This window comes from Micromonospora sp. NBC_01655, from assembly GCF_026339755.1.
Taxonomy (GTDB): domain Bacteria; phylum Actinomycetota; class Actinomycetes; order Mycobacteriales; family Micromonosporaceae; genus Micromonospora.
Window position 1 is genome coordinate 5,142,107 of sequence record NZ_JAPEQF010000001.1, and the last position, 22,800, is coordinate 5,164,906.

Below are 22,800 nucleotides of genomic sequence, written 5' to 3' on the forward strand. Positions count from 1 at the left end.
CCCCTCCCGGAGGGCCTGGGTGTCGCGGTGGGATCCGCGACACCCAGGCATGATCACACTATCGGCATCCGAAGTTGTTGATGCCGGCGTACGACACCATCCACTTCAGGCTGAATCCGATGAGAGGGGCGGTGCGGGCCGCCGGCCGTGACGGCCCGAACCACGGCCGGTCAGCGCTCGGCGAGGGTGCGCGCGTCGGCGGCGATCACCCGGGCCACGCCGGCGGGCAGGAGCTTGCCGGCCTGCTGGTCGGCGTACCGGGCCAGCTCGGCGTACCGGCCCTTGACCAGGTGGTTGGTGAGCACGGTGAGGGCCTGGTCCTGGGCCCCGGAGGTGAGCACCAGGTGCCCGAGGCCGGCCGGGGTGACCAGGACGGTGAAGGCGGCCTCGGCGGTCGCGGTGCCCTTGGGGCCGGTCACCTCCGCGCGGAGCTGGTGCTTTCCGGGCGCCAGCCGGGTCAGGTCGAGCGGCTGGCCCGCCGGGACCGCCTGGCCGTCGAGGGTGACGGTCACGGTGTCGGCGTCGGTGGCCGGCACGGTGAGCACCGGCCGCTGCGCCCGGTCCAGCTTCGCGCCGTCGGCCGGGGCGGCGATCGAGACGGTCGGCGCGGCGGCGCCGAGCTGGCCGGCCGCGCTCCAGCCGGCCAGCTCGGCCGGCCGGTTGGTGATGATGCCGTCGGTGCCGATCCGCTCCAGCTGCTGCCACTGGGCCGGCGAGTCGACCGTCCAGGCCAGCACCGCGACGCCCGCGGCGTGCAGGTCGGCGACCACGGCGGGCCGGGCCAGCAGCGCCGCCCCGGTCGGGTTGTACGCGGTCAGGCCCAGGTCCCGGGAGACGGCCACCGGGTCGGCGTCCAGGCTGCCCCGGAGCAGGCCGAGCGGCAGCTCGGGGGCCAGTTCGCGGGTGTACCGCAGCGCGTCGACCTCGAAGCTCTGCACGAAGACCCGGCCGGTCATCCGCTCGGCGCGGATCACCTCGACGATCCGGGCCACCTCGTCGCGGGTGTGCGCGCCCTTGATCTCCAGCAGCAGGTTGCCGCCCCGGGCCCGCAGGTCGGTGAGCTGCTCGGCCAACGTCGGCAGCCGGGCCCCGGCGTACTGCGGGGCGAACCAGGAGCCGGCGTCGAGGGCCTTGAGCTGGTCGGCGGTCAGGCTCCGGATCGCGCCCGTGCCGTCGGTGGTGCGGTCGACGGTGCCGTCGTGCAGCACGAACGGGACCCCGTCGCGGCTCGGCTGGACGTCGTTCTCGACGAAGTCCGCGCCGGCCCGGCGGGCGATCTCCTGCGCCACGAGGGTGTTCTCCGGGGCGGCGGCGGACGCGCCACGGTGCGCGACGACGGTCAGCGGGGCGCCGGCGGGGCGCAGGTAGCCGTTGGGCGGCAGCTCGGTGACCCGCACGTCGTCGAAGGAGACGCTGCCGCCGTTGACGACCAGCGCCTGCCCACCGTCGGTGGACCGGGTCAGGCTGCTGGTACGCAGGAGCTGCCGGCCGTCGAGGAACCAGCGGGCCTGGTTGCCGTGCACCTCCACGGCGACCTTCATGTCCCGCCCGGTGCCGGCGGCGTACCCGGCGGAGCCGGTGTTGGTGACGTTCCAGGCGTTGGCGGTGGTGAGCTGGGCGAACTCCAGGCCGTTGGCGGCCGTGGTGCCGCTGCGCATGGTGGCGATCCACCAGGGGGTGCTGCCGTCGGCGGGCACGTCCAGGCCGAGCGCCGTCCACCGGGTCGCCTCGGCGACGGACTCGAACCGGACGGTCGCGGAGAACCGGAAGTCGGTCAGGTGCCGGCCGAAGGTGATCTTCTTCGTGCCGCTGGTGGCGGTGCCGTACAGCCGGCCGTCGCGCACCGTCCACTCGCCGTCGATCGCGCGCCAGCCGGCGGGCAGCGTACCGGAGGAGAAGTCCTCGGCAACGACGACGTCGCCGGGCCGGGCGGCGGCGGGGGCGGAGGTCTGGACGGCGGCGAACACGCCGGCGGTCGTGGCGAGCGCCGCGAGCACGGCGACGGCCCGGCGCGGGCGTCGCCGCCCGGCGGGGCGGGAAAGCGTCAACATGACCGCAGATGCTAGGGACCGCACCGAAACACCCGGTGTCGAAGCCGGCGACGAGCAGCCGACCTGCGGATGTACATCAGATGATCTTGCCCGCCCGGGGCGCCGCCGGCCGCGAGTGGACTCCTACGTGCGGGGGCCTCACCGGCACCGGGATGGCACGACGATGTCACTGACATGGCGGTATCCGGTTGACGGGATACCGCCGTGTCAGTGACCCAGAGTCGATCATGGCAAGCGGGCCCACCAGCGTGGGGCATGGCCGGGTCGGCGCGGCCGGGTCACCGGACCGGGCGGATCTCGATCCCGACCTCGGCGGAGAGCGCGGCGGCCATCGCCGGCACCGGCGCGCGGACGCCGGTGAAGTGCTCGAACTGACCGACGGCCTGGGCGACCAGCAGGTCCAGGCCGGAGACCACCCGGCACCCGGCGGCCCCGGCCGAGGCCGCGAGGGGGGTCGGCCAGGGGTCGTAGAGCGCGTCGAAGTAGACCGCGCCCGGCTTCCACCGGGCGTCCGCGGCCAGCGGGTCGGCGACCCCCTTCGGCACGGTGGAGACCACCACGTCGGCGTCGGTGTGGCCGGCCGCGTCGGCCCAGTCGGCGCCGGCGAGCGTGAGACCCAGGGCGTCGGCGGCGGGCCGCAGCTCGTCGATCGCCGAGGCGCGCCGGGCCACCACGGTCACGGTGCCCGAGCCGAGGCGGGCGGCGGCGGCCAGGGCGGCCCGGCCGGTGCCACCCGCGCCGAGCACGGTCACCCGGGCGCCGGGTCGCACGTCGGCCGCCGCCAGCAGCTCGACCATCCCGGCGGCGTCGGTGTTGTCCGCGTACCAGGAGCCGTCGGGCCGGTGGACCAGCGTGTTCGCCGCGCCCATCGCGGTGGCCACCGGCGACACCTCGGCGGCGAGGGCGAGGGTCGCCTCCTTGCACGGCATGGTCACCGACAGCCCGGCCCACTCGGGGCCGAGGCCGGCGACCATGGCCGGCAGCTCCGCCTCCGCGCACTCGATCGTCGTGTACGACCACCCGGAGAGGCCGGCGGCGGCGTAGCCGGCGTTGTGGATCACCGGGGAGAGGGAGTGGCTGATCGGCTTGCCGACCACCGCCGCCCGCCGAGGCGTCGTCATCAGATGATCCCGGCCTCCCTGGCCTTCGCCTCGTTCTTCTGGTGCTTCTCGTACGTCTCGGCGAAGGCCGAGTGCCCCTGTTTGTCGATCGCCACGAAGTAGAGCCACTTGCCCGGCGGCGGGTCCATCGCCCCCTGGAGGGCTTCCTTACCCGGGTTGTTGATCGGGGTGGGGATCATTCCGCGCAGCTTGCGGTTGTACGGGTTCTTCGGGTTGTCCAGCTCGGCCGGGGTCATGTCCTTCGAGCGCTTGCCCTCCTGGCCGATCGACTCGAAGTAGTAGTTGACCGTGACGTCCATCTCCAGGCAGTTGCAGAAGAACTCGCCGTACACCCGGTTGTAGGCGACCCGGGCGACCTTGCCGAGGTCGTCCTTGTTCCCCGCCTCGGCCTGGGCCAGCGACGCGACGATCAGCGCCTCGTACGGGCTGATCCCGCCGCGCTCCTTCTGGACCTGGTCGGCGAACTTCAGCTCCCCGGTGACCGCGACGAAGTTCTCCACCATCAGGCTGAGGATGATCTCGGCGGTGGCCTTCGGCGGGATCTCGTAGGTGTCCGGGTAGAGGAAGCCCTCGATGGACTTCTTGACCGGTTTGCCGTCGGTGCGCTTGAACCACCAGTCCGGCACGCCGAGCGCCTCCGGGTCCTTCGCGGCGGCCTCGAACTCCTTGACCGGGATCTCGGTCTTCTCCGAGAGCAGCTTGTAGATGCCCTTGGCCGTGCGCCCCTCGGGGATGGTGAGCCCGTTGGTGACCTTGTTCTTCAGGTCCAGCAGCATGATCAGGGCCTGCTCGCCGCTCATCTGCTTGCGCACCTTGTACGTGCCGGGCTGGATGTTCTTGCTCCGCGAGTTCGCCTCGGCCGCCTCGATGAACGCCTTGGAGCTCTTGACCACCCCGGCGGTGTAGAGCGCGTTGGCCATGTCGGCGAGCAGCGCGCCCTGCTTGATCTCGACCGTCACCTCGCCGCTGCCGGACCCGTCGTAGTCGGGGGTGACGAAGTAGCTCTGGATCCGGTCGAAGCCGTAGAAGGCCCCGCCGCCGATGACCCCGAGCAGCACGAAGGCCATGAGCAGGGCGAGGACGGTCTTGCCCCGGCCGCCCGAGGACTCGCCCTTGCGCTTGCGCACGTAGCTGCGCCGGTGCTTGCCCTTGTCGCCGCTCCGCTCCGAGTCGTCGAAACCAAGGTCCAGATCGTCGATCATCGCGTCCGCCTCCGCTGCGCGTCCAGCCAGCTCTGCAGGATCTCGACCGCGGCGGCCTGGTCGACCACCGCGCGTTGGCGCTTTCCCCGGACGCCACGCTCGGCCAGCCTACGAGAAGCCACCACGGTCGACATCCTCTCGTCAGTGAGCGTTACCGGAACGGGCGCTATTACATCAGCCAACCGGTCAGCGTACGCCTTCACGTTTCGCGCCGCCGGGCCGTGCTGACCAGCGAGATTGACCGGAAGGCCGACAACGACCTCGACGCACTCGTGCTCGGCGACCAGCGCGGCCAGCTCGGCCAGGTCGCTCGGGACGGCGTCCGAGGCGGCGGTCAGGTCCCGGGCGAGGGTGACCAGCGGGGTGGCCAGCACCCCGTGCGGGTCCGATCGGGCCACCCCGACCCGGACCTGCCCGACGTCCACCCCCAGGCGGACTCCACGCCACGATTCGGTCATCGGTTCCCCACCCTGCCCTGGCACGAGTCAGGGCGAACCGGGACGGTCCGCCCTGACTCGACGTGCGATGCGCTCACGCGTCGGCGATCGCCTTCTCGACGGTGGCGAGCAGCTTCGGTGCCTCGGCGGCCGGCAGGCCGCCGCCCTGGGCGACCTCGTCGCTGCCGCCACCCCGACCGGAGAAGGCGGCCTTGACCAGGTCCTTCGCGGTCAGCCCCCGGCCCCGGGCGGCGGCGTTCACGGCCACCACCAGGGACGCCTTGCCGTTCGAACGGGCCGCGACGGCCACCACGGCCGGCCGCGCCGGGTCGATCTTGCCACGGATCTCCTGGGCCAGGGTCCGCACGTCGTTGCCGGCCGCGCCCTCGGGCGCCTCGGTGCCGACGTACGCCACCCCGCGGACGTCCTTCGCCTGCCCGGCCAGGGCCGCCGCGCCGCCGAGCACAAGCTGGGCGCGCAGCTTCTCCAGCTCCTTCTCCGCGTCGCGGAGCTGGGTGACGGTCTGCTCCACCCGGTCGGCGACCTGGTCGCCGGGCACCCGGAACAGCTCGGCGAGCCGGGAGACCAGCAGGTGCTCGCGGGCCAGGAAGCCGAAGGCGTCCATGCCCACCAGGGCCTCGATCCGCCGCACCCCGGAGCCGACCGACGCCTCGGAGAGGATCTTGACCAGGCCGAGCTGGGCCGAGCGGGCCACGTGGGTGCCGCCGCACAGCTCCCGGGCGTAGTCGCCGACCTCGACGACCCGGACCCGCTCGCCGTACTTCTCGCCGAACAGCGCCATCGCGCCGATCCGGCGGGCCTCCGCCTGGGTGGTGATGAAGGCGTGCACCTCCAGGTCGGCCAGGAGCACCTCGTTGACCTGCTGCTCCACGTCGTGCAGCACGCTGGGCGCCACCCCGGTCGGGGTGTTGAAGTCGAACCGCAGCCGGCCCGGGGCGTTCAGCGAACCGGCCTGGGTGGCCGACTCGCCGAGGAAGTTGCGCATCGTCTGGTGCACCAGGTGGGTGGCGGTGTGCGAGCGGGAGATCGCCCGCCGCCGGGTCACGTCGATCTCGGCGTACCCGGTCTCGCCGGCGCGCACCTCGCCCCGGACCACCCGGGCCCGGTGCACGATCAGGCCCGGCACCGGCTGCTGTACGTCGAAGACCTCGACCTGCCCGCCGCCGACGGTGATCAGGCCCTGGTCGGGCTGCTGGCCGCCGCCCTCGGCGTAGAACGGGGTGGTGTCCAGCACCAGCTCGACCGTGTCGCCCTCGACCGCCGCGCCGACCTCGCCGCCGGCGGACAGCACCGCGCGGACCCGGGACTCCCGGTTCAGCTCGGTGTACCCGGTGAACTCCACCGGACCGCCCGCGTCCAGCACCGACCGGTACGCCGACACGTCGGTGTGCCCGGTCTTGCGCGCCCGCGCGTCGGCCTTGGCCCGGCTGCGCTGGTCGGCCATCAGCCGGCGGAAGCCCTCGGCGTCCACCGTCAGGCCCTGCTCGGCCGCGATCTCCAGGGTCAGGTCGATCGGGAAGCCGTAGGTGTCGTGCAGCTGGAAGGCCTTGTCGCCCGACAGCGCCGCCTTCCCGGCCGACCGGGTCTCGGCGATCGCCGTGTCCAGGATCGTCGTCCCGGCGCGCAGCGTCGCCAGGAAGGCGTCCTCCTCGGCGTACGCGTACTGCGAGATCCGGTCGAACTCGGCCGCCAGCTCCGGGTACGACGGGGCCATGCAGTCCCGCGCCACCGGCAGCAGCTCGGGCAGCGCCCGGTCCTGGTAGCCGAGCAGGCGCACCGACCGGATGGCGCGGCGCATGATCCGGCGCAGCACGTAGCCACGCCCCTCGTTGCTCGGGGTTACCCCGTCGCCGATCAGCATCAGCGCGGTGCGGACGTGGTCGGCGATCACCCGCAGCCGCACGTCGTCGGGGTGCGACTCGCTGGCCACGTGGCCGGAGTGCGCGCCGTACCGCTTGCCGGTCAGCTCGGCGGCCCGGGCCAGGATCGGCCGGACCTCGTCGATCTCGTAGAGGTTGTCGACGCCCTGGAGGATGGACGCCATCCGCTCCAGGCCCATGCCGGTGTCGATGTTCTTCGCCGGCAGCTCACCGACGATCCGGAAGTGCTCCTTGCTGGTGACGTCGGCGATCTCGTACTGCATGAAGACGAGGTTCCAGAACTCCATGTACCGGTCCTCGTCGACCTCCGGCCCGCCCTCGCGCCCGTACTCCGGGCCCCGGTCGTAGAACAGCTCGGAGCACGGCCCGGCCGGGCCGGGGATGCCCATCGACCAGAAGTTGTCCTTCCGGCCCCGGCGGACGATCCGCTCGGCCGGCACGCCCACCGAGCGCCAGATCCCGAACGCCTCGTCGTCGTCGAGGTAGACCGTCGGCCAGACGCGCTCCGGGTCCAGCCCGAAGCCGCCCTGCTCGACCGGCTTGGTGACCAGGTCCCAGGCGAGCGGGATCGCCCCGTCCTTGAAGTAGTCCCCGAAGGAGAAGTTGCCGTTCATCTGGAAGAACGTGCCGTGCCGGCTGGTCTTGCCGACCTCGTCGATGTCCGGGGTGCGGATGCACTTCTGCACGCTGACCGCCCGGGGGTGGGGCGGGGCCTGCTGCCCCAGGAAGTAGGGGACGAACTGCACCATGCCGGCGTTGACGAACAGCAGGTTCGGGTCGCTGATGGCGGGCAGCGGAGCGGACGGCACCACGGCGTGGCCGTTCGCCTCGAAGTGCGCGAGGTACCGCCGCTTGATCTCCGCCGTCTTCATCGCTGGTGCTCCTCCGGAAAGATCTCTCGGTCGCCGATGCGCGGGTCCTCCCGCAACTCTGCGAACTGGTCGTCGAACGCCTCGCCCCGGGCGAATGCCTCGTGGATCTCCTGCTCCCGCTCGGCCATCCCGATCCGGACGTCCTCCACGAAGCTACGCAGCGACTCCACCAGCCCGCCAGCGGATTGTGACAGTCCTCCGGCGATGCCGGCCGGCGTGTACGCCTGCGCGGTACGGGTCGCCTTGCGGACCACCACCACGCCGACGGCCAACCCGATGCCCAGCCAGAACAGGCGCCTCATGATGTCATCCCTCCGTCGCCGGCCGGCTCAGCGGTTGCCGCGCTTGGCCGCGCGGCGCTGCTGCCTGATGGTGTCGCGCACCTCTCGCTCGGTCTCCGCGTTGCGCCGGGCGGAGGCGGCCCGCCGCACGCCGTAGCCGAACGCGGCCACCTTCACGAGCGGGTTCGCCGCGGCGGCGGAGACCACGGTGGCCAGGTTCGCCACGTTCGCCGTGACGTTCTGGGCGTGGGTGGTCATGGTGTCCACCTTGGCCAGTTGGAGGTTCACCCCGTCCAGCGAGGTCTGCACCTGCTCCAACGCGGTGTTCACGTTCTTCACCGTGGTGTTGACGTCCTCGAGCAGCGGAGTGGTGCGGTCGTTGAGATCGTTGATCATCCGGGTCGTGGCGTCCACGGTGTGCCGCAGGCGCAGGATCGGCACCGCCAGCACGAGCACCAGCATCAGGAACGCGCCGGCCGCGATCAACGCAGCGATCTGTCCACCATCCACGCATGTCCTCCTCAAGCAGAGTTCCGGAACCCGACGTCCGGAACGCGCGACCGTCATACCCACACCGGCACTCGGCGACCCGTCCGGGTCAGCCGGAGCAGGCGGGCCTGCCAGCCCCAGACCCTACCGTCAGTGATGGAACACGGCTCACGACGGTGAGGGGGTCAATTCACCGAGCGGATCCTCGCTCAAGGTCGGGAAGGGATCCTCGCCGGTGAGTGACGGGTCGGTGCTCGGTTGCGGTCGGGTCCGCTCGTCGTCGATCGCGTTGCGGACCTTCACCGACACCAACGAGCCGGTGCACTCCCGCGCTGCGGGCGAGGCCAGCGGCGTCGGCGCGGGCTCGCCGTCGACCGGTGGCGGGACGCAGGCCGGCTCGCGCACCCACAGGTCGAGGGTCAGTTCGTCGCGCCGCCAGCAGGTGTACTCGCCCTTCGCCTGCTGCTCCGGGCACCGGCTCACCTTCCACGGCCGCCAGCCGTCCTCGGTCAGGGCACGCGCGTACGCCTGGGAGGTCTCCTTCACCGGCCGCTCGGACTCGACGGTGCGCTCGCGCAGCCGGCACTCCTCCAGGCACCAGCGGCTGCCGCTGACGTTGTCGACGCTCTTCGTGGCCGCCCAGCCGGGCACGTTCAGCTCGTCCAGGGTGTCGAAGACCGGGTCGTGGCTCAGCGTCCGGAGACCGAAGTAGAGCGGGACCGCGCCCAGCAGCAAGAGGCTGACCAGGGCGAGCACGCCCATCCGGAGCCGGCGGCGCTCCCGCATCTGCCGGCGCAGCTCCGAGCGGGCACCGCGCAGGCCGCCGGGGCCGCCGGCGGCGTCCCCGGCGGGGGCCGCGGGCTCGGCGGGCCGCCGCGGCACCACCTCGCCCGTGCCCTGTCCGGCGGGCTCCGCACCGGCCCGGACGGCGGGCGGCACCACGGCGGCGGCCCGGGCCAGCGCGGGTGGCTGCTCGGGCCGGGCCGGCGGCGCACCCGGCAGGCCGGCGGTGGGCTCGCCGCGCCCGGGTTCGGGCTGGGGCGGGCCGGCGGACCGGCCGGCCGGTCCGCCGGCCCGCCGTCGGGACGGCCGACGGGGGCGGCGGCCCGGGCGGTGGCGGGGCCGGCGGGGGCGTCGGTCCGGCCGGCGGGGGCGCCGGGCGGGGTCGCCCGGCCGGCCGGGGCGCCGGGGCGGCCCCCGATCTCCGGCGGGGCTCCCGGGGCGGACTCGGCACCCGGACGCGGACCGGCGGCACCGGGCCGGTCGCCGGGGGTCGCACCCGGGGCGGGGGCCGCGCCCGGACGCGGGACGAGCCCGGTCGGACCGGCCGGGGGCCGGCGCTCCTCGGGGACTGACGCCCGGCCCGGGTGCGGTCCGTCGGCGGACCCGCCGGGGCGGGCCGCGCCCCGCGCGGGACCCGACGGCCGGAGCTTGCCGGCCCCGGGGTCCCGGGGCGGGCGGGCCTCACCGGCGGCGCGCTCGTGCGGCGGGCGGACCTCGCCCGTACCCGGCTCCCGGGGCGGCTCGACCTCGCCGGGGCGGGGGGCCACCGGCTGGCGGGGCGGGGCGGCGGCCCGGGCGGCGGCGGATGGGCCGGAGTCCGCCGGCCCGGCACCGGGAGCGGCACCCGGCCGGGCCCGGCCGACGGACGCCCGCCCGGCGTCACCGACGACCCGCCGGGCGCCGGTCGGCTCCCCGACCGGCGGCACGGCGGCCGGCGGAGCGGGCGGCACCGCGGCCCGGTTCACCATCGGCATGGCGGGATCGGTGTGGGTGCCTCGGCCGGCCTGGCGGAGCCACTCCGCCGGATGCTTCGGGCGGTCGCCCTGACCCGGCGTCGCCCCACCTCGCTCGTCGGGGCCCTCGCCGGCCGGCCCGGCGGGGGTGGCTCGGCGCCGCGCGGCGGCCTCGTCCGGACCCGGCTCGGGCCCACCTCGCCGCCGCCCGCCCGCACCCTCGGCCACGGTCGGCGGCGGACCGGGTATCGGGGGGGCGTTGCCGCTGAGCGGGACGACCGGCGGCGGCTCCTCGGCGGCGCGGCGGCGGCCGGCCGGGCGGGCGACGGGCGGGACCGGACCGGCGACACCACGGCCGGTCGGCTCGTCCGGTCCGGCCACGACGGGACCGCCGGGGACCCGGCCCGGACGGTCCCCCGGCTCGGGGCGGAAGGCGTCGGCCGGGGCCGGGTGCGGCGCGCCGACGACGGGGGGCGGCTCCGGAGCGGCGCGGCGCGCGGCGGCGGAGACCGGGGCGGCGGCCCGGCCGGCGGGCGGCGACCCACCGGGGCCGACCGGCCAACCGCCGGTCGGGGGCTGGCCGGCACGGCCGGCCGGGACGGCCGGCGGGCCCTGCGGGCGGGGGGCTGTCCGGGGACGCCGGCCACCGGCGCGGCGCCCTGCGGCCGGGGTAGGTCCCCCGGCGGGCCGCCCACCGGGCCGGCGGGACCGGCCGGACGAGGCTGGTCGCGGGCTGGCTCCGGGCCGGCCTGCGGCGGCCGGGGCGCGGCGTCCGCCGGGTGCGGCGGGCGGGCCGGCTGCGGCGGCCGAGGCGCGGCGTCCGCCGGGTGCGGCGGGCGGGCCGGCTGCGCCGCGGGGGTGGCGGGCGGGCCGGAGCGGCCGGTGCCGCGGACTGCGGGATCGGGCCCTGCGCCGGCCGGCCCGGCGGGGCCGCCGGGGGCGGGGGCGCGCCGTGCGGCGGGCGGGGCGGCTCGGCCGGGCCGAGGCGGCGACCGGGCTCCGGCGAACCGGGCCACGGCCCGTCGACCGGACGGGGCCGGGCGGGACCGGGTTCACCGCCGCGCACCGGGGGCGCGGCCGGCGGGCCGGCCGGGCCGCGCCGGGCCTGCGGGTCGGGGTGGCCGGGTGCCGGGGCCTGGCCGGGTGCGACGCCGTCGGGGCCCAGCTCGGCGCGCTGCTGCTTGGCGGAGCGCAGGTCGTCGATCCAGCCGAACTCCTCGCCGCCGACCGGCTCCTCGGGCTCGCTGTCGGGTCGGCCCCGGCCCCACCGGCGCCCCTTGGCACGCTGTTCGCGCCGCTCGTCGGGGCCGTCCTCCGGTCGCTCCGAACCACGGGATCTCACTGCTGACCCTCCCCGACGGCGTCTGCGCCGTCCTCGTCCGCCACGGTGGCGTTCCCGTTGCCCGACGGGTGGCGGCCGTTCCCGACGGGGGCCGACGCGTCCGCACGCGCCGGGGTGGGCAGCCCCCGGACGATCCGGCGCAGCAACGGCAGCCGGTTGGCCACCGACCGCTCGGCACCGTGCCCGCTGGGACGGTAGTAGTCGGCCCCGACAAGGTCGTCCGGAGCGTACTGCTGGGTGACCACACCTCGGGGGTCGTCGTGCGGGTAGCGGTAGCCCACGCCGTGGCCGAGCCCTCGGGCCCCGGCGTAGTGGGCGTCGCGCAGGTTGCGGGGCACCGGCCCGCCCCGCCCCGCGCGGACGTCGGCCATCGCGGCCCCGATCGCGCTGGTCGCCGAGTTGGACTTCGGCGCGGTGGCCAGGTGGATCACCGCCTGGGCGAGGTTGAGCTGGACCTCGGGCAGGCCGACGAACTCCACCGCGTGGGCGGCGGCGGTGGCCACGCCCAACGCGGTCGGGTCTGCCATCCCGACGTCCTCACTGGCGAAGATGACCAGGCGGCGGGCGATGAACCGGGCGTCCTCTCCGGCCACCAGCATCCGGGCCAGCCAGTGCAGCGCGGCGTCCACGTCGGACCCGCGCATGCTCTTGATCAGGGCGCTGGTGACGTCGTAGTGGGCGTCGCCGGCCCGGTCGTAACGCACCGCCGCGACGTCCACCGCCTGCTCGGCGGTGGCCAGCTCGATCCGGTCGGCGCCCAGCGCGGTGGCCGAGGCGGCTGCCGCCTCCAGCGCGGTCAGCGCCTTTCGCACGTCGCCGCCGGCGAGGCGGACGAGGTGGTCCTCCGCGTCGGTTTCGAGGGTGAGCGCGCCGGCGAGACCGCGGGGGTCGGTGACCGCGCGACGCAGCAGGTCGCGCACGGCGGCGTCGTCCAGCGGCTGGAGGGTGAGCAGCACGCACCGGGACAGCAGCGGCGAGATGACCGAGAAGTACGGGTTCTCGGTGGTCGCCGCGAGCAGGGTGACCGTGCGGTCCTCGACGGCGGCGAGCAGCGAGTCCTGCTGGGTCTTGCTGAACCGGTGCACCTCGTCGATGAACAGCACGGTCGGCGGGCCGCCCGAGCGGCGTTGCCGGCGGGCGGTGTCGATCACCGCGCGGACGTCCTTCACCCCGGCGGAGAGCGCCGACATCGCCACGAAGCGGCGGTCGGTGGCCTGGGCCACCAGGTGGGCGATGGTGGTCTTGCCGCTGCCCGGCGGGCCCCAGAGGATCACCGACATCGGGGTGGTGCCGCCGACGAGCTGGCGCAGCGGGGCGCCGGGGGCGAGGAGGTGGTCCTGCCCGACGAGTTCGTCGATGCCGGCCGGACGCATCCGGACGGGCAGGGGCGAGTCGGCCGACACCGGGGTGAAGCCGTCGACGCCGACGGAACCCGTGTGGGCGCTGGGCGACCCGGCGGGCGCACCGAGGGAGAAGAGGGCGTCGGACTCCATCAGGAAGACAGTACCGGGCCGGGTCGGCGCCGCCGGAACTGCGGCGCGGACCCGGCCCGGAATGATCGATTCCGGTCAGCCTCGGCCGGGGCGCCGGCCCCGGTACCAGCGTCCGCCGCCACCGCCGCGCGGGCCGTTGCCGACCCCGGCGAGGTACAGGGAGAGCAGCAGCAGACCGAGCATCAGCAGGGTGTGCACGTTGAACAGGTCCGGCGCGCCGAAGCTGGTGTCGAGCAGGTCGATCAACAGGGCGAAGCCGAAGACGATGGCCGCGAGAATGGCGAGCATGTCGGTCCTCCGGTGGGGGTTCCCAGTGGGTCGCCGCCTGATGTACCCAACCGGTCCGATCGCCAATCTCCACCAGGGACGGGCCGGCTCAGTCACCGGTCGGTGACCGGTCCGTGGCCAGGACGGCGTACCGCACCGAGTCCCACCACCGGCCCCGGACCAGGAGGTGGTCCCGGCTGATCCCCTCCCGGCGCATCCCGACCTTCTCCAGCACCCGGCGGGAGGCGACATGGTCCGGCCGGGTGGTCGCCTCGATCCGGTGCAGCCCCAGCCGGTCGAATCCGAGCCGCAGCAGCAGTCCGGCGATGTCGGTGGCAAGGCCCCGACCCCAGTGGTCGGGATGGACCACGTACCCGATCTCGCCGCGTCGGTACGCGACGCTGTCGACGGTCAGGGTGCCCAGGCCCACCAGTCCGGTGGCCGCGACGGCGACCAGCCGGTAGCGGGACCGCGGCTCGCGCCGCGCCTCGTCGCGCCACGCCGGCACGGCGGCGCGGACCTCGTCCAGGGTCGGCGTGGTCTCGTCCAGCGACCGCTCGTGGACGCGGGGATCGACGGTCAGCCCGTGCAACGCGGCGACGTCGCCGTCCTCGGCCTCGCGCAGCGCGCAGCGCGGCCCGCTCAACCGGACCGGATACCCGGAGGTGATCCCTCCCACGGTTGGCTCCTTCCATCCGGGCCGGCGCCCGGCCGGCCGACGTCCCCGGTGCACCGGCCGGGTTCTCTGGTGCAGAAGGTGCGCCCCGCTCACCGCGCCGCAGTAGGGGCGGGCGCGGGCGCACCGGCGGCCTCGGTAACGGGCGCGGTCCCGGCGGGCCCGCCGTCGGGACCGGGCAGCGGTCTGGCCACGGGACCGGCCGGCGGACCGGCCGCGGGGGTGGGTGCCGCGCGACGGGCGGCCCGCCACGCCGGCAGGTAGAGCGGCGCGGCCAGGGCGAGCGCCACCGCGCCGACCAGCATCGCCGTGCCGACGCTGGTGACGTCGGCCAGCGCGGTCAGCACCACCGCGCCGAGCGCCCCGGCGGGCTGACCCATCATCGAGTTCAGCGAGAGCACGCTGGTCCGGTACGGGCCGTCGACCTGCCGGTGCAGCAGCCCCAGGTGCAGCGGATTCGACGCGCCGTGCACGGTGTAGCAGGCCAGGTACGCCACCAGCACCCCGACCGGGCCGGCGAGCAGCCCCATCCCGACCACGGTCGCGCCCTGGAGGACCCGCAGCAGCGCGGCGCCCGGCGCGGCGCCCGGCCAGCGCAACAGCAGCGGGGTGAGCGCGGCACCGGCGGCCGAGGCGAGCCAGGCGGCGGAGCTGGCCGGGCCGAGCAGCGCGGCGGCCCGCTCGGGGTCACCGACCACCTCGGCGAGCCGGACGGGCAGCAGCGACTCGAAGGTGACCATCCCGAAGCCCCAGAACAGCTCCACCGCGACCAGGGCGAGCAGCACCCGGGAGCGGCGCAGCAGCCCGAACGCCTGCCCGACCATCCGGGGCGCCTCGGCGACCGAGGCCCGCAGCGCCCCCGATCCCCGGCCGGGCCGTACCTCGACCAGCAGCGCCAGCAGCGCGGCCAACGCCACCGCCTGCAACGCGAGGGCGACCAGCACCGGCACGGTCAGCGCGCTCACCGGGCCGACCGGGCCGAGCGCGATCAGGCCGCCGCTGAGCAGCGCGCCGACGGCGATGGCGACGCCGGCGACCGTGCCGGCGTGACCGAGGCCGCGCTCGTACTCGGCCTCGGGGTCGGCGGCCAGGGTGGCGTCGACGTACCAGGACTCCAGGGGGCCGCTGTCCAGCGCCCGGTAGGCCCCCTGCACCGCGAAGACGAGGAAGAACAGGGCGACGGAGTCGGCCACCGCGAACAGCGCCAGGGAGGCCAGGTTGAGCACCCCGGCGGTGACCAGCACGGGCTTGCGGCCCAGCGCGTCGGCCATGCCGCCGGTGGGCAACTCCAGCGCCAGCACCACCAGGCCCTGGGCGGTGACGGCCAGGCCGATCTGGGACAGCGACAGGCCGCGCTCCTGCATCAGCAGGATCATGACCGGGATCAGCAGGCCGGTCGGCAGCCAGCGCAGGGCGTAGAGGGCCAGGTAGCGGAACCGGACCTGGCGTACGGTGAGGACGCTCACCGGGTCTGACCGGTCATCGGGTACGCGGCCAGGAAGACCTGCACCGGCTGGGCGTCCGGCTCGTCGGGGGCGGACTCCTCGCGGTAGCGCAGGAGAACCTGCCGCATTTCCGCTTCGAGCGCCTGGAGCCGGTCCGGTCCCAGGTGGAGCAGGGCGTCGCTCATGCCGGCGGCGTCCCGCCACGCGGGAGACCAGTCCTGGCGGGCGGCGAACCACCGCTCGGCCTGCTCGACGAGCAGCCGCACCTGGTCAGCCTGGATCCACTCGATCGCGGCCCGGGCGTCCGGGTCGTCGTCGAAGTCCGTCGGATCCCAGTTGGTCACGTCGTGCGCGGCGCGCCACCAGCGCTGCCGGCCGGTGGCCCGATCCGGGTCCTCGACGACCAGCCCCACCTCGGCGAGCTGCCGCAGGTGGTAGCTGGTGGCGCCGGTGTTGGTGTCGAGCTTCCCGGCGAGGGCCGTGGCGGTCGCCGGGCCGCCGATTCGCAGCGCGCCGAGCAGCCGTAGCCGCAACGGGTGCGCCAGCACCCGCACCTGTCGGTGATCCAGCCGGACGGCGCGGGGCGCTCCTGGCGGGGTTTTGCTGTCCATGCCTGGACAATAGCTATGCACACTTTCTATGCACAAGTTCTGTGCATAGAAAGTGTGCGGCACCTGACAGTTGGCGGGTGGGACGCTCAGGGGGCGAGGAGTTCGGTGATCCCGCGCAGGCGGGTGCGCAGCAGGCCGGCGGCCCGGGCGCTGTCGAGGCGTACCTCGGTGGGCCGGAGCAGGCCCGACGCGGCGCTGGTGGCGGTCCTCAGGCCGGCCGGGTCGACGCCGAACCGGCGGGCCACCAGCAGCCCCAGCTCGGCGCGGCTGACCGCCTCCGGGCCGGCCACGTTGAGCGGGCCGGCGTGGTCGCCCGCCACCAGCTCCAGCACGGCGGCGGCCAGGTCGGCCACGTCGACCGGGCAGCGGATCTCGTCGGTGAACAGGCTCATCCGGCCGGCGAGGGCGTCCAGGCAGAGCCGGATCTGCTTGCTCCGCTCGTCGCCGACGATCAACGAGGTACGCACCAGCGCGGCCCCCGGGTCGACGGCCCGCACCGCGGTCTCCGCCGCCGCCTTCGCCGCCCCGTACGCGAAGACCGGGGTGGGCACCTCGTCGTCGGCGTACGGCTCGGGCCGGCCGGCGTGCAGCGCGTCGCTGGACAGGTGCACCAGCCGGGCGCCCGCCTCCGCGGCGGCGTACGCGACGTGGGCCGCCCCGTCGGCGGTGACCGTCCAGTCGTCGTACCGGTAGGGGGTGCTCACCACGGCGGCGGGCCGCACGGCCGCGACCAGCGCGCGCACGGCGGCCCGGTCGGTCACGTCGAGCCGGTGCGCCTCGACCCCGGCCAGCTCGACGGGGTTGGCGTGGTACGTGCCGAGCACCCGCCGGCCCGCCGCGACGGCCTGCCGGCACACCTCGGCGCCGAGGTACCCGCTGGCACCCACCACGAGCAGCGTCACGCGTCTCCCCCTCCACGGCGGCGGGGCGCCACCTCGGCGACGCCCCGCTGCACCCTGCGAAAGACCGCCTCAGACCGGGTCGGCCACCGGGGCGGCCGGGCCGGCGGTGCCGGTGTGCGCGGCGGCGGCCGGCTTCGGCTTGGCGTCGATGCCCGCCTCGGCGCGCTGCTGCCCGGTGATCGGCGTGGGCGCACCGGTCAGCGGGTCGAACCCGCCCCGGGTCTTCGGGAACGCGATGACCTCGCGGATCGAGTCCGCACCGGTCAGCAGCATGCAGACCCGGTCCCAGCCGAACGCGATGCCGCCGTGCGGCGGGGCGCCGTACTTGAACGCCTCCAGCAGGAAGCCGAACTTGTCCTGCGCCTCCTCGGGGGTGATGCCGAGCAGGTCGAACACCCGCTGCTGCACGTCGCCCCGGTGGATACGGATCGAGCCGCCGCCGATCTCGTTGCCGTTGCAGACGATGTCGTACGCGTACGCCAGGGCCCGGTCCGGGGCCTCCTCGAACCGGTCGACCCACTCGGCGTTCGGGGACGTGAACGGGTGGTGCACGGCCGTCCAGCCACCCTCGTCGGTCTTTTCGAACATGGGGGCGTCGACCACCCAGCAGAACGCCCAGGCGGACTCGTCGATCAGCTTGGCCCGCTTGGCGATCTCGATCCGGGCCGCGCCGAGCAGCTCCTGCGCCTCCCGCGCGTCGGCGCTGGCCGCGAAGAAGACCGCGTCGCCCGGCTTCGCGCCGACCGCGTCGGCCAGCCCGGCCAGGTGCTCGGCGGAGAGGTTCTTCGCCACCGGGCCACGCGCCTCGCCGGTCTCGGCGTCGAGCACCACGTACGCCAGGCCCCTGGCCCCGCGCGCCTTCGCCCAGTCCTGCCAGCCGTCCAGCTCCTTGCGGCTCTGGCCCGCCCCGCCCGGCATGACCACCGCGCCGACGTACCCGCCCGCGTCGATCGCGCCGGCGAAGACCCGGAACGCGGTCCCGCGCAGGTAGTCGGTCAGCTCGGTCAGCTCGACGCCGTAGCGCAGGTCCGGCTTGTCGGAGCCGTACCGGGCCATGGCGTCGTGCCAGGTGATCCGCGGGATCGGCCGGGAGATCTCGTGGCCGGCGAGGTCCTTCCACAGCGCCGAGACGATCGCCTCGCCGAGGTCGATCACGTCGTCCTCGGTGACGAAGGACATCTCGATGTCGAGCTGGGTGAACTCCGGCTGCCGGTCGGCGCGGAAGTCCTCGTCCCGGTAGCAGCGGGCGATCTGGTAGTACCGCTCCATGCCGCCGACCATCAGCAGCTGCTTGAAAAGCTGCGGGGACTGCGGCAGGGCGTACCAGCTACCCGGCTGGAGGCGGACCGGGACCAGGAAGTCGCGGGCACCCTCCGGGGTGGACCGGGTCAGCGTCGGAGTCTCGATCTCCAGGAAGTCCCGGGAGTGCAGCACGCCCCGGGCGAGCTGGTTGGCCCGCGAGCGCAGCCGCATCGCCTTCGCCGGGCCGCCGCGGCGCAGGTCGAGGTAGCGGTACTTGAGCCGGATGTCGTCGCCGGCCTCGATCTGGTCGTCGACGGGCAGCGGCAGCGGCGCGGCCTCCGAGAGCACCTCCAGCTCGCTGGCGGTCACCTCGATCTCGCCGGTCGGCAGCTCCGGGTTCTCGTTGCCCTCGGGGCGGCGGGTCACCTCGCCGGTCACCTTCACGCAGAACTCGTTGCGCAGCGCGTGCGCGTCCTCCTCGCGGAAGACCACCTGGACGATGCCGGAGCCGTCGCGCAGGTCGACGAAGATGACACCGCCGTGGTCGCGCCGGCGGGCCACCCACCCGGCGAGCGTCACCGTGGTGCCGGCGTCCGTCGCGCGCAGGCTGCCGGCGTCATGGGTACGGATCACGGCTTGCGTCTCCCTCGTCTGCGGTCGGTCTGCCCCCGCATTCTGTCAGGGCGCCCCGCCCCCTGCCGCCACCGGGCGGCTGACGGTACCCGGACGGCGCCGCCACCCGGGCGAGCCCGGTGGCGGCCGGTCGCACGCCGGCCGGCCCCGCGTCCCGCGCCGCCGCGCTGGTCAACGGCGGGGCCCGGCTCGGCCGGGCCGAGCGGGTCACGGCCGGGGCCGAGGCGCTCGGCCCGCTGCTGGCGGTGCTGGCCCTCGGTCGTGGCCGGCGGGGAGCGGGGGGCGCACCGTGACGGGGCCCTCGGCCAACGCCCGGACGCGCTCCTCGGCGGCGATTCGGCGCCTTCTCCCGGTACGCCGGAGGCGGGCCGCCGAGAGTCCGGCGGCCCGCCTCGCGGGGTGGTGCGAACCGATCAGATGATGCTGACGCCGTAGACGCTCAGCGCCTCGGTGACGGGCTGGAAGTAGGTGGTGCCGCCGGAGGAGCAGTTGCCGCTGCCGCCGGAGGTGAGGCCGACGGCGCTGCTGCCGCTGAACAGCGAGCCGCCGCTGTCGCCCGGCTCGGCGCAGACGTTGGTGCGGATCAGGCCGGAGACGCTGCCCTCGGCGTAGTTCACCGTGGCGTTGGTGGCGTTCACCGAGCCGCTGCGCAGGCCGGTGGTGCTGCCGGAGCGCTGCACGGACTGGCCGACGAACGCGCTGGCGGCGCCGGTGACGTCCCGGTAGCTGCCGTTGTAGAGGGAGACGTTGCCGGTCGCGTTGGCGGAGTTGCTGTGCCGGACGATGCCGTAGTCGTTGCCCGGGAAGCTGCTGCCGGCGCGGGTGCCCAGGACGCTGGTCTGGCCCGAGTTGGAGTACCAGGTCGAGGCGATGTTGGTGCAGTGCCCGGCGGTCAGGAAGTAGGTCGTGCCCGCGCTGTTGCGGACGTTGAAGCCGAGCGAGCAGCGACCGCCGCCGGCGGCGTAGATCGCCTGGCCGCCGGAGATCCGGGTGCTCAGCACGCCGGCCTCGGCCTCGACGCGGACGGCGCCGCCGGTCCGGGCGGCGGCGGCCTTGACGCGCTCCAGCTTGGCGCCGGTGACGGTGCTGTCTACGGAGATGACGACCTGGTTGGTGACCGCGTCGGTCCACCACGCGGTGCCGGGGATCTTCGCCGAGCGCTCCAGCTCGGCGGTGGCCCGGTTGAGCTCCGAGGCGCCGCGCTTGACCATCTTGGCGGTCGCGCCGGCGGCGCGGACCTGACGGGCGGCGGCCTCGTCGGTCACGGTGACGACCATCTTGCCGCTGGCGTCGGCGTACACGCCGGCCGAGCGGTCACCGAGCCGGTCGGCCAGGCTGGCCGCGGCGTCGGGCGAGGCGGGCGAGGGCGCGGCCTGGGCGGGCGCGCCGATCAGCGCGGTGGCGACCAGGGTGCCGGCCGCGGCGACGGACGCGGCGCGGAGGAGCGATGACCTTGTGGGTCGCATGCAAGACCTCCCGGAAGGGGGTGACGGGTCGCGCCGGGGGTGACGGACCCGAGGACGGACCCGGCCGGATCTGTGCGAACCGGTCGAGTGAACTGAAGTATTCACATACTTAAGATTTCTCGCAAGACCTGACCTTGCCCCGCTCCATCCGGGCCACATCCGGCTCGGCCTGCGAAGTTGCGACCACAGACATCGATATCTATGATCGGTGAATCCTGACTCCCCCATCAGTACCCGCGTTTCGGAGGCCACCATGAGCCCCGCCTGACGCCCCCACCGGATCGATGTCGACGCGGCGCTCGCCCCGCTCAGGACCCGGCCTACCCGACGCCGACCGGCGGGCCCGGATCCGTCGGCGGATGCCAACCGCGCCGCGGGCCGCCGTCGCCGGCTGGTGACGCCGGCCCCGCCGGACGCGGGGGCCGTACCGTCAGCCCGCCCGGAGCGGGGGCGGCCCGTCGCCCTCGCGGCGGTGGGCGCCGGGGCCGGGCCGGGGCAGCACGTCACGTGGGTCGGCCACCTCGTGCCCGGCGGCGCAGCGCAGCTCCGCCCGCACCTCGGCACCGCAGTCGCGGTGCTCGACGGACAGCGGCGAGCCGTCCGGGTCGGCCAGGTAGCGGTCCCCCCAGCCGAGCACGGCGACCAGCACCGGCCACAGGTCGAGCCCCTTGCCGGTCAGCCGGTACTCGTGGCGCACCCGGCTGCCCGGCTCCCGGTACGGCTCACGGCGCAGCACCCCCTGCTCGACCAGGGTGGCGAGGCGGTTGGTGAGCACCTGCCGGGGGATGCCGGTGCGCACCCGCATGTCGTCGAAGCGGCGGATGCCGTTGAACACCTCGCGGAGCACGACCAGGGTCCACCGCTCGCCGAGGATCGCCATCGCGCGGGCGATGGTGCAGTTGTCCACCGACCAGTCCAGTGCCGAGGGTCTCATGCCCACCAGGCTAGGTCTTGTTGACAGACTCAGCAACGCGCTGCCAGGCTGCGTCCATGACGCAGACGCAGCCGGCGCGCAGCCGCACCTTCACCTGGTCCGACCCGGCGGCCGGTGCCGCCCACCTCGGCCGGCGCAGCGGCCTGGAGCTGCTCCGGGCGATGATCGCCGGCGAGCTGGCCGCGCCCCCGGTGATGCACCTGATCGACATGGCGCGGATGGAGGCCGACGAGGGCCGGGTGGCGGTCGAGCTGGTGCCGCAGGAGTTCCACTACAACCCCCTGGGCACCGTGCACGGCGGCGTCATCTCCACCCTGCTGGACACCGCCGCCGCCTGCGCCGTGCACAGCACCCTGCCCGCCGGGGTCGGCTACACCTCGCTGGACCTGAACGTGAAGTTCCTCCGCCCGGTGACGGTCACCAGCGGCACCCTGCGCTGCGAGGGCACCGTCCTGCAGCGGGGCCGCCGCACCGCCCTGGCCGAGGCGAGGCTCACGGACGCGGCGGGCCGCCTGATCGCCCACGCCACCTCCACCTGCCTCCTCCTCCCCCTGACCACCCCCGCTCCCCCGGCCTAACCTCCCGCCCCCACCCACCCCCCACCGTCGATCATGGAGGCGTGGTGCCGGGAAGGTGCCGTTTCGCCCGAAACATCCCCCACCACAACTCCATGATCGACGGTGGGGTGGGGGTGGGGGTGGGGGTGGGGGTGGGGTGGGGGTGGGGGTTGGGGTGGGTCAGGGGCGGGTGGCGGCGAGGCGGGCGGCGCGGGCGTCGCGCTTCTCCTCGAAGCGGGACGCGTGGGTTTCGAGGGTGTCCAGGTGGGCGGCGATCTGGTCGCGGGCCGCCTCGCCCTCGGCGTCCAGGCCGGCGACGTTGAACACGTCCCACTGGCGCAGCACCGGGACGACCACCTCGTCGCGGTGCTGGCGCAGGTCGTAGATGCCGGCCAGGGCGATCGCCACCGACTTGCGGGCGAAGCCGTCGATGCCCACGCCGGGCATCTGGAAGTCCGCCAGCACGTCGGCGATCGCCCGCATCGCCTGGCTCGGGGCCAGTTCCAGGGCGGCGTTGAGCAGGTTGCGGTAGAAGACCATGTGCAGGTTCTCGTCGGCCGCGATGCGGGCCAGCAGCGCCTCGCAGGCCGGGTCGCCGGTCACCCGGCCGGTGTTTCGGTGCGAGATCCGGGTGGCCAGTTCCTGGAACGACACGTACGCCAGCGAGCGCAGCATCGAGTCGTCGTGGGAGTTGGAGTAGCCGGCCGTCATGTGCACCATCCGGGCCCGCTCCAGGGCCACCGGGTCGACCATCCGGGTCACGGTCAGGTAGTCCCGGATGGCGGTGCCGTGCCGCCCCTCCTCCGCCGTCCACCGGCCCACCCAGGTCCCCCACGCCCCGTCGGGGCCGAAGAGGGTGGCGATCTGGTGGTGGTACGAGGGGAGGTTGTCCTCGGTCAGCAGGTTCACGATCAGCGCGGTGCGCGCCACGTCGGGGATCGTCGAGTCCGATTCCGCCCACGCCTCGCCGCCGAGCGGGCCGTCGAAGGTGCGGCCCTCGCTCCACGGCACGTACTCGTGCGGGAACCACTCCTTGGCCATCGAGAGGTGCCGGTCGAGGTTCTTCTCCACGACGGGCTCCAGCTCGACGAGCAGGGCGGTCTGGCTCAGTGCGGTCACGACGATCTCCCTACGGTGGCGTA

Annotated in this window: 20 protein-coding genes; 2 read left to right on the forward strand and 18 right to left on the reverse strand. The window is 74.8% G+C overall.

All coding sequences use genetic code 11. The annotated features are described in order from the left end of the window. Positions 1 to 170: 170 nt before the first annotated feature. The 15 genes from OOK41_RS23245 to aspS form a co-directional block, all read right to left on the reverse strand. Positions 171 to 2,051, reverse strand: a complete 1,881-nt coding sequence (locus OOK41_RS23245; protein WP_266266691.1) for a glycerophosphodiester phosphodiesterase family protein — start codon at positions 2,049 to 2,051, stop codon at positions 171 to 173. A gap of 278 nt (positions 2,052 to 2,329) precedes the next feature. Then, positions 2,330 to 3,172, reverse strand: coding sequence for a shikimate dehydrogenase (locus OOK41_RS23250; RefSeq protein WP_266266692.1), 843 nt, complete (start codon positions 3,170 to 3,172; stop codon positions 2,330 to 2,332). Beyond that, positions 3,172 to 4,374 (reverse strand): endolytic transglycosylase MltG, encoded by a 1,203-nt coding sequence (gene mltG / locus OOK41_RS23255; protein ID WP_266266693.1) that lies wholly within the window; start codon positions 4,372 to 4,374, stop codon positions 3,172 to 3,174. The genes OOK41_RS23250 and mltG overlap by 1 nt, the downstream gene beginning before the upstream one ends. Further along, positions 4,371 to 4,832, reverse strand: coding sequence for a Holliday junction resolvase RuvX (gene ruvX, locus OOK41_RS23260; RefSeq protein ID WP_117671765.1), 462 nt, complete (start codon positions 4,830 to 4,832; stop codon positions 4,371 to 4,373). The genes mltG and ruvX overlap by 4 nt, the downstream gene beginning before the upstream one ends. 73 nt (positions 4,833 to 4,905) lie before the next feature. Beyond that, on the reverse strand, positions 4,906 to 7,584 hold the full coding sequence (gene alaS, locus OOK41_RS23265) for an alanine--tRNA ligase (RefSeq protein ID WP_266266694.1): 2,679 nt from the start codon (positions 7,582 to 7,584) through the stop codon (positions 4,906 to 4,908). Further along, the gene (locus tag OOK41_RS23270) at positions 7,581 to 7,886 is read right to left on the reverse strand and encodes a hypothetical protein (protein WP_117671624.1); all 306 of its coding nucleotides are present in this window, start codon (positions 7,884 to 7,886) and stop codon (positions 7,581 to 7,583) included. Before OOK41_RS23270 ends, alaS begins: the two co-directional genes overlap by 4 nt. Positions 7,887 to 7,913: 27 nt before the next feature. Continuing rightward, positions 7,914 to 8,375 carry a DUF948 domain-containing protein gene (locus OOK41_RS23275; protein ID WP_266266695.1) on the reverse strand — a complete coding sequence of 154 codons (462 nt, stop codon included), beginning with the start codon at positions 8,373 to 8,375 and terminating at the stop codon, positions 7,914 to 7,916. A gap of 147 nt (positions 8,376 to 8,522) precedes the next feature. After that, positions 8,523 to 9,140 carry a hypothetical protein gene (locus OOK41_RS23280; protein ID WP_117671763.1) on the reverse strand — a complete coding sequence of 206 codons (618 nt, stop codon included), beginning with the start codon at positions 9,138 to 9,140 and terminating at the stop codon, positions 8,523 to 8,525. 2,288 nt (positions 9,141 to 11,428) lie between these two features. Then, positions 11,429 to 12,925 carry a replication-associated recombination protein A gene (locus tag OOK41_RS23285; protein WP_266266696.1) on the reverse strand — a complete coding sequence of 499 codons (1,497 nt, stop codon included), beginning with the start codon at positions 12,923 to 12,925 and terminating at the stop codon, positions 11,429 to 11,431. Between the two features lie 75 nt (positions 12,926 to 13,000). Then, positions 13,001 to 13,213: a hypothetical protein gene (locus OOK41_RS23290; RefSeq protein ID WP_266266697.1), complete on the reverse strand. Its 213-nt coding sequence runs from the start codon at positions 13,211 to 13,213 to the stop codon at positions 13,001 to 13,003. A gap of 88 nt (positions 13,214 to 13,301) precedes the next feature. Then, positions 13,302 to 13,871: a GNAT family N-acetyltransferase gene (locus OOK41_RS23295; protein WP_266266698.1), complete on the reverse strand. Its 570-nt coding sequence runs from the start codon at positions 13,869 to 13,871 to the stop codon at positions 13,302 to 13,304. Between the two features lie 89 nt (positions 13,872 to 13,960). Beyond that, on the reverse strand, positions 13,961 to 15,334 hold the full coding sequence (locus tag OOK41_RS23300) for an MFS transporter (RefSeq protein WP_266266699.1): 1,374 nt from the start codon (positions 15,332 to 15,334) through the stop codon (positions 13,961 to 13,963). After that, entirely contained in the window at positions 15,331 to 15,924 is a 594-nt protein-coding gene (locus OOK41_RS23305) for a winged helix-turn-helix domain-containing protein (RefSeq protein ID WP_266266700.1), read from the reverse strand. The genes OOK41_RS23300 and OOK41_RS23305 overlap by 4 nt, the downstream gene beginning before the upstream one ends. An 86-nt stretch (positions 15,925 to 16,010) precedes the next feature. Next, positions 16,011 to 16,826, reverse strand: coding sequence for a sugar nucleotide-binding protein (locus OOK41_RS23310; RefSeq protein ID WP_266266701.1), 816 nt, complete (start codon positions 16,824 to 16,826; stop codon positions 16,011 to 16,013). Between the two features lie 69 nt (positions 16,827 to 16,895). Beyond that, on the reverse strand, positions 16,896 to 18,701 hold the full coding sequence (gene aspS, locus OOK41_RS23315) for an aspartate--tRNA ligase (protein WP_117671604.1): 1,806 nt from the start codon (positions 18,699 to 18,701) through the stop codon (positions 16,896 to 16,898). A 119-nt stretch (positions 18,702 to 18,820) separates the two neighbouring features. Here aspS and OOK41_RS23320 point away from each other — a divergent pair, with 119 nt between their 5' ends. Further along, positions 18,821 to 18,994, forward strand: a complete 174-nt coding sequence (locus tag OOK41_RS23320; protein WP_266266702.1) for a hypothetical protein — start codon at positions 18,821 to 18,823, stop codon at positions 18,992 to 18,994. Positions 18,995 to 19,114: 120 nt separating this feature from the next. Here OOK41_RS23320 and OOK41_RS23325 read toward each other — a convergent pair whose 3' ends face one another. Together OOK41_RS23325 and OOK41_RS23330 are read right to left on the reverse strand one after the other, a co-directional pair. Next, positions 19,115 to 20,167, reverse strand: coding sequence for a S1 family peptidase (locus OOK41_RS23325; protein ID WP_117671602.1), 1,053 nt, complete (start codon positions 20,165 to 20,167; stop codon positions 19,115 to 19,117). 430 nt (positions 20,168 to 20,597) lie between these two features. Continuing rightward, the gene (locus OOK41_RS23330) at positions 20,598 to 21,101 is read right to left on the reverse strand and encodes a helix-turn-helix domain-containing protein (RefSeq protein ID WP_117671600.1); all 504 of its coding nucleotides are present in this window, start codon (positions 21,099 to 21,101) and stop codon (positions 20,598 to 20,600) included. A gap of 56 nt (positions 21,102 to 21,157) precedes the next feature. On the opposite strand from OOK41_RS23330, the gene OOK41_RS23335 reads away from it, so the two are divergent. Next, positions 21,158 to 21,679 carry a PaaI family thioesterase gene (locus OOK41_RS23335; RefSeq protein ID WP_117671598.1) on the forward strand — a complete coding sequence of 174 codons (522 nt, stop codon included), beginning with the start codon at positions 21,158 to 21,160 and terminating at the stop codon, positions 21,677 to 21,679. A gap of 159 nt (positions 21,680 to 21,838) precedes the next feature. Here the strand turns inward: OOK41_RS23335 and OOK41_RS23340 are convergent, their stop codons facing one another. Continuing rightward, positions 21,839 to 22,777, reverse strand: a complete 939-nt coding sequence (locus tag OOK41_RS23340) for an acyl-ACP desaturase (protein WP_117671596.1) — start codon at positions 22,775 to 22,777, stop codon at positions 21,839 to 21,841. Between the last annotated feature and the right edge of the window lie 23 nt (positions 22,778 to 22,800).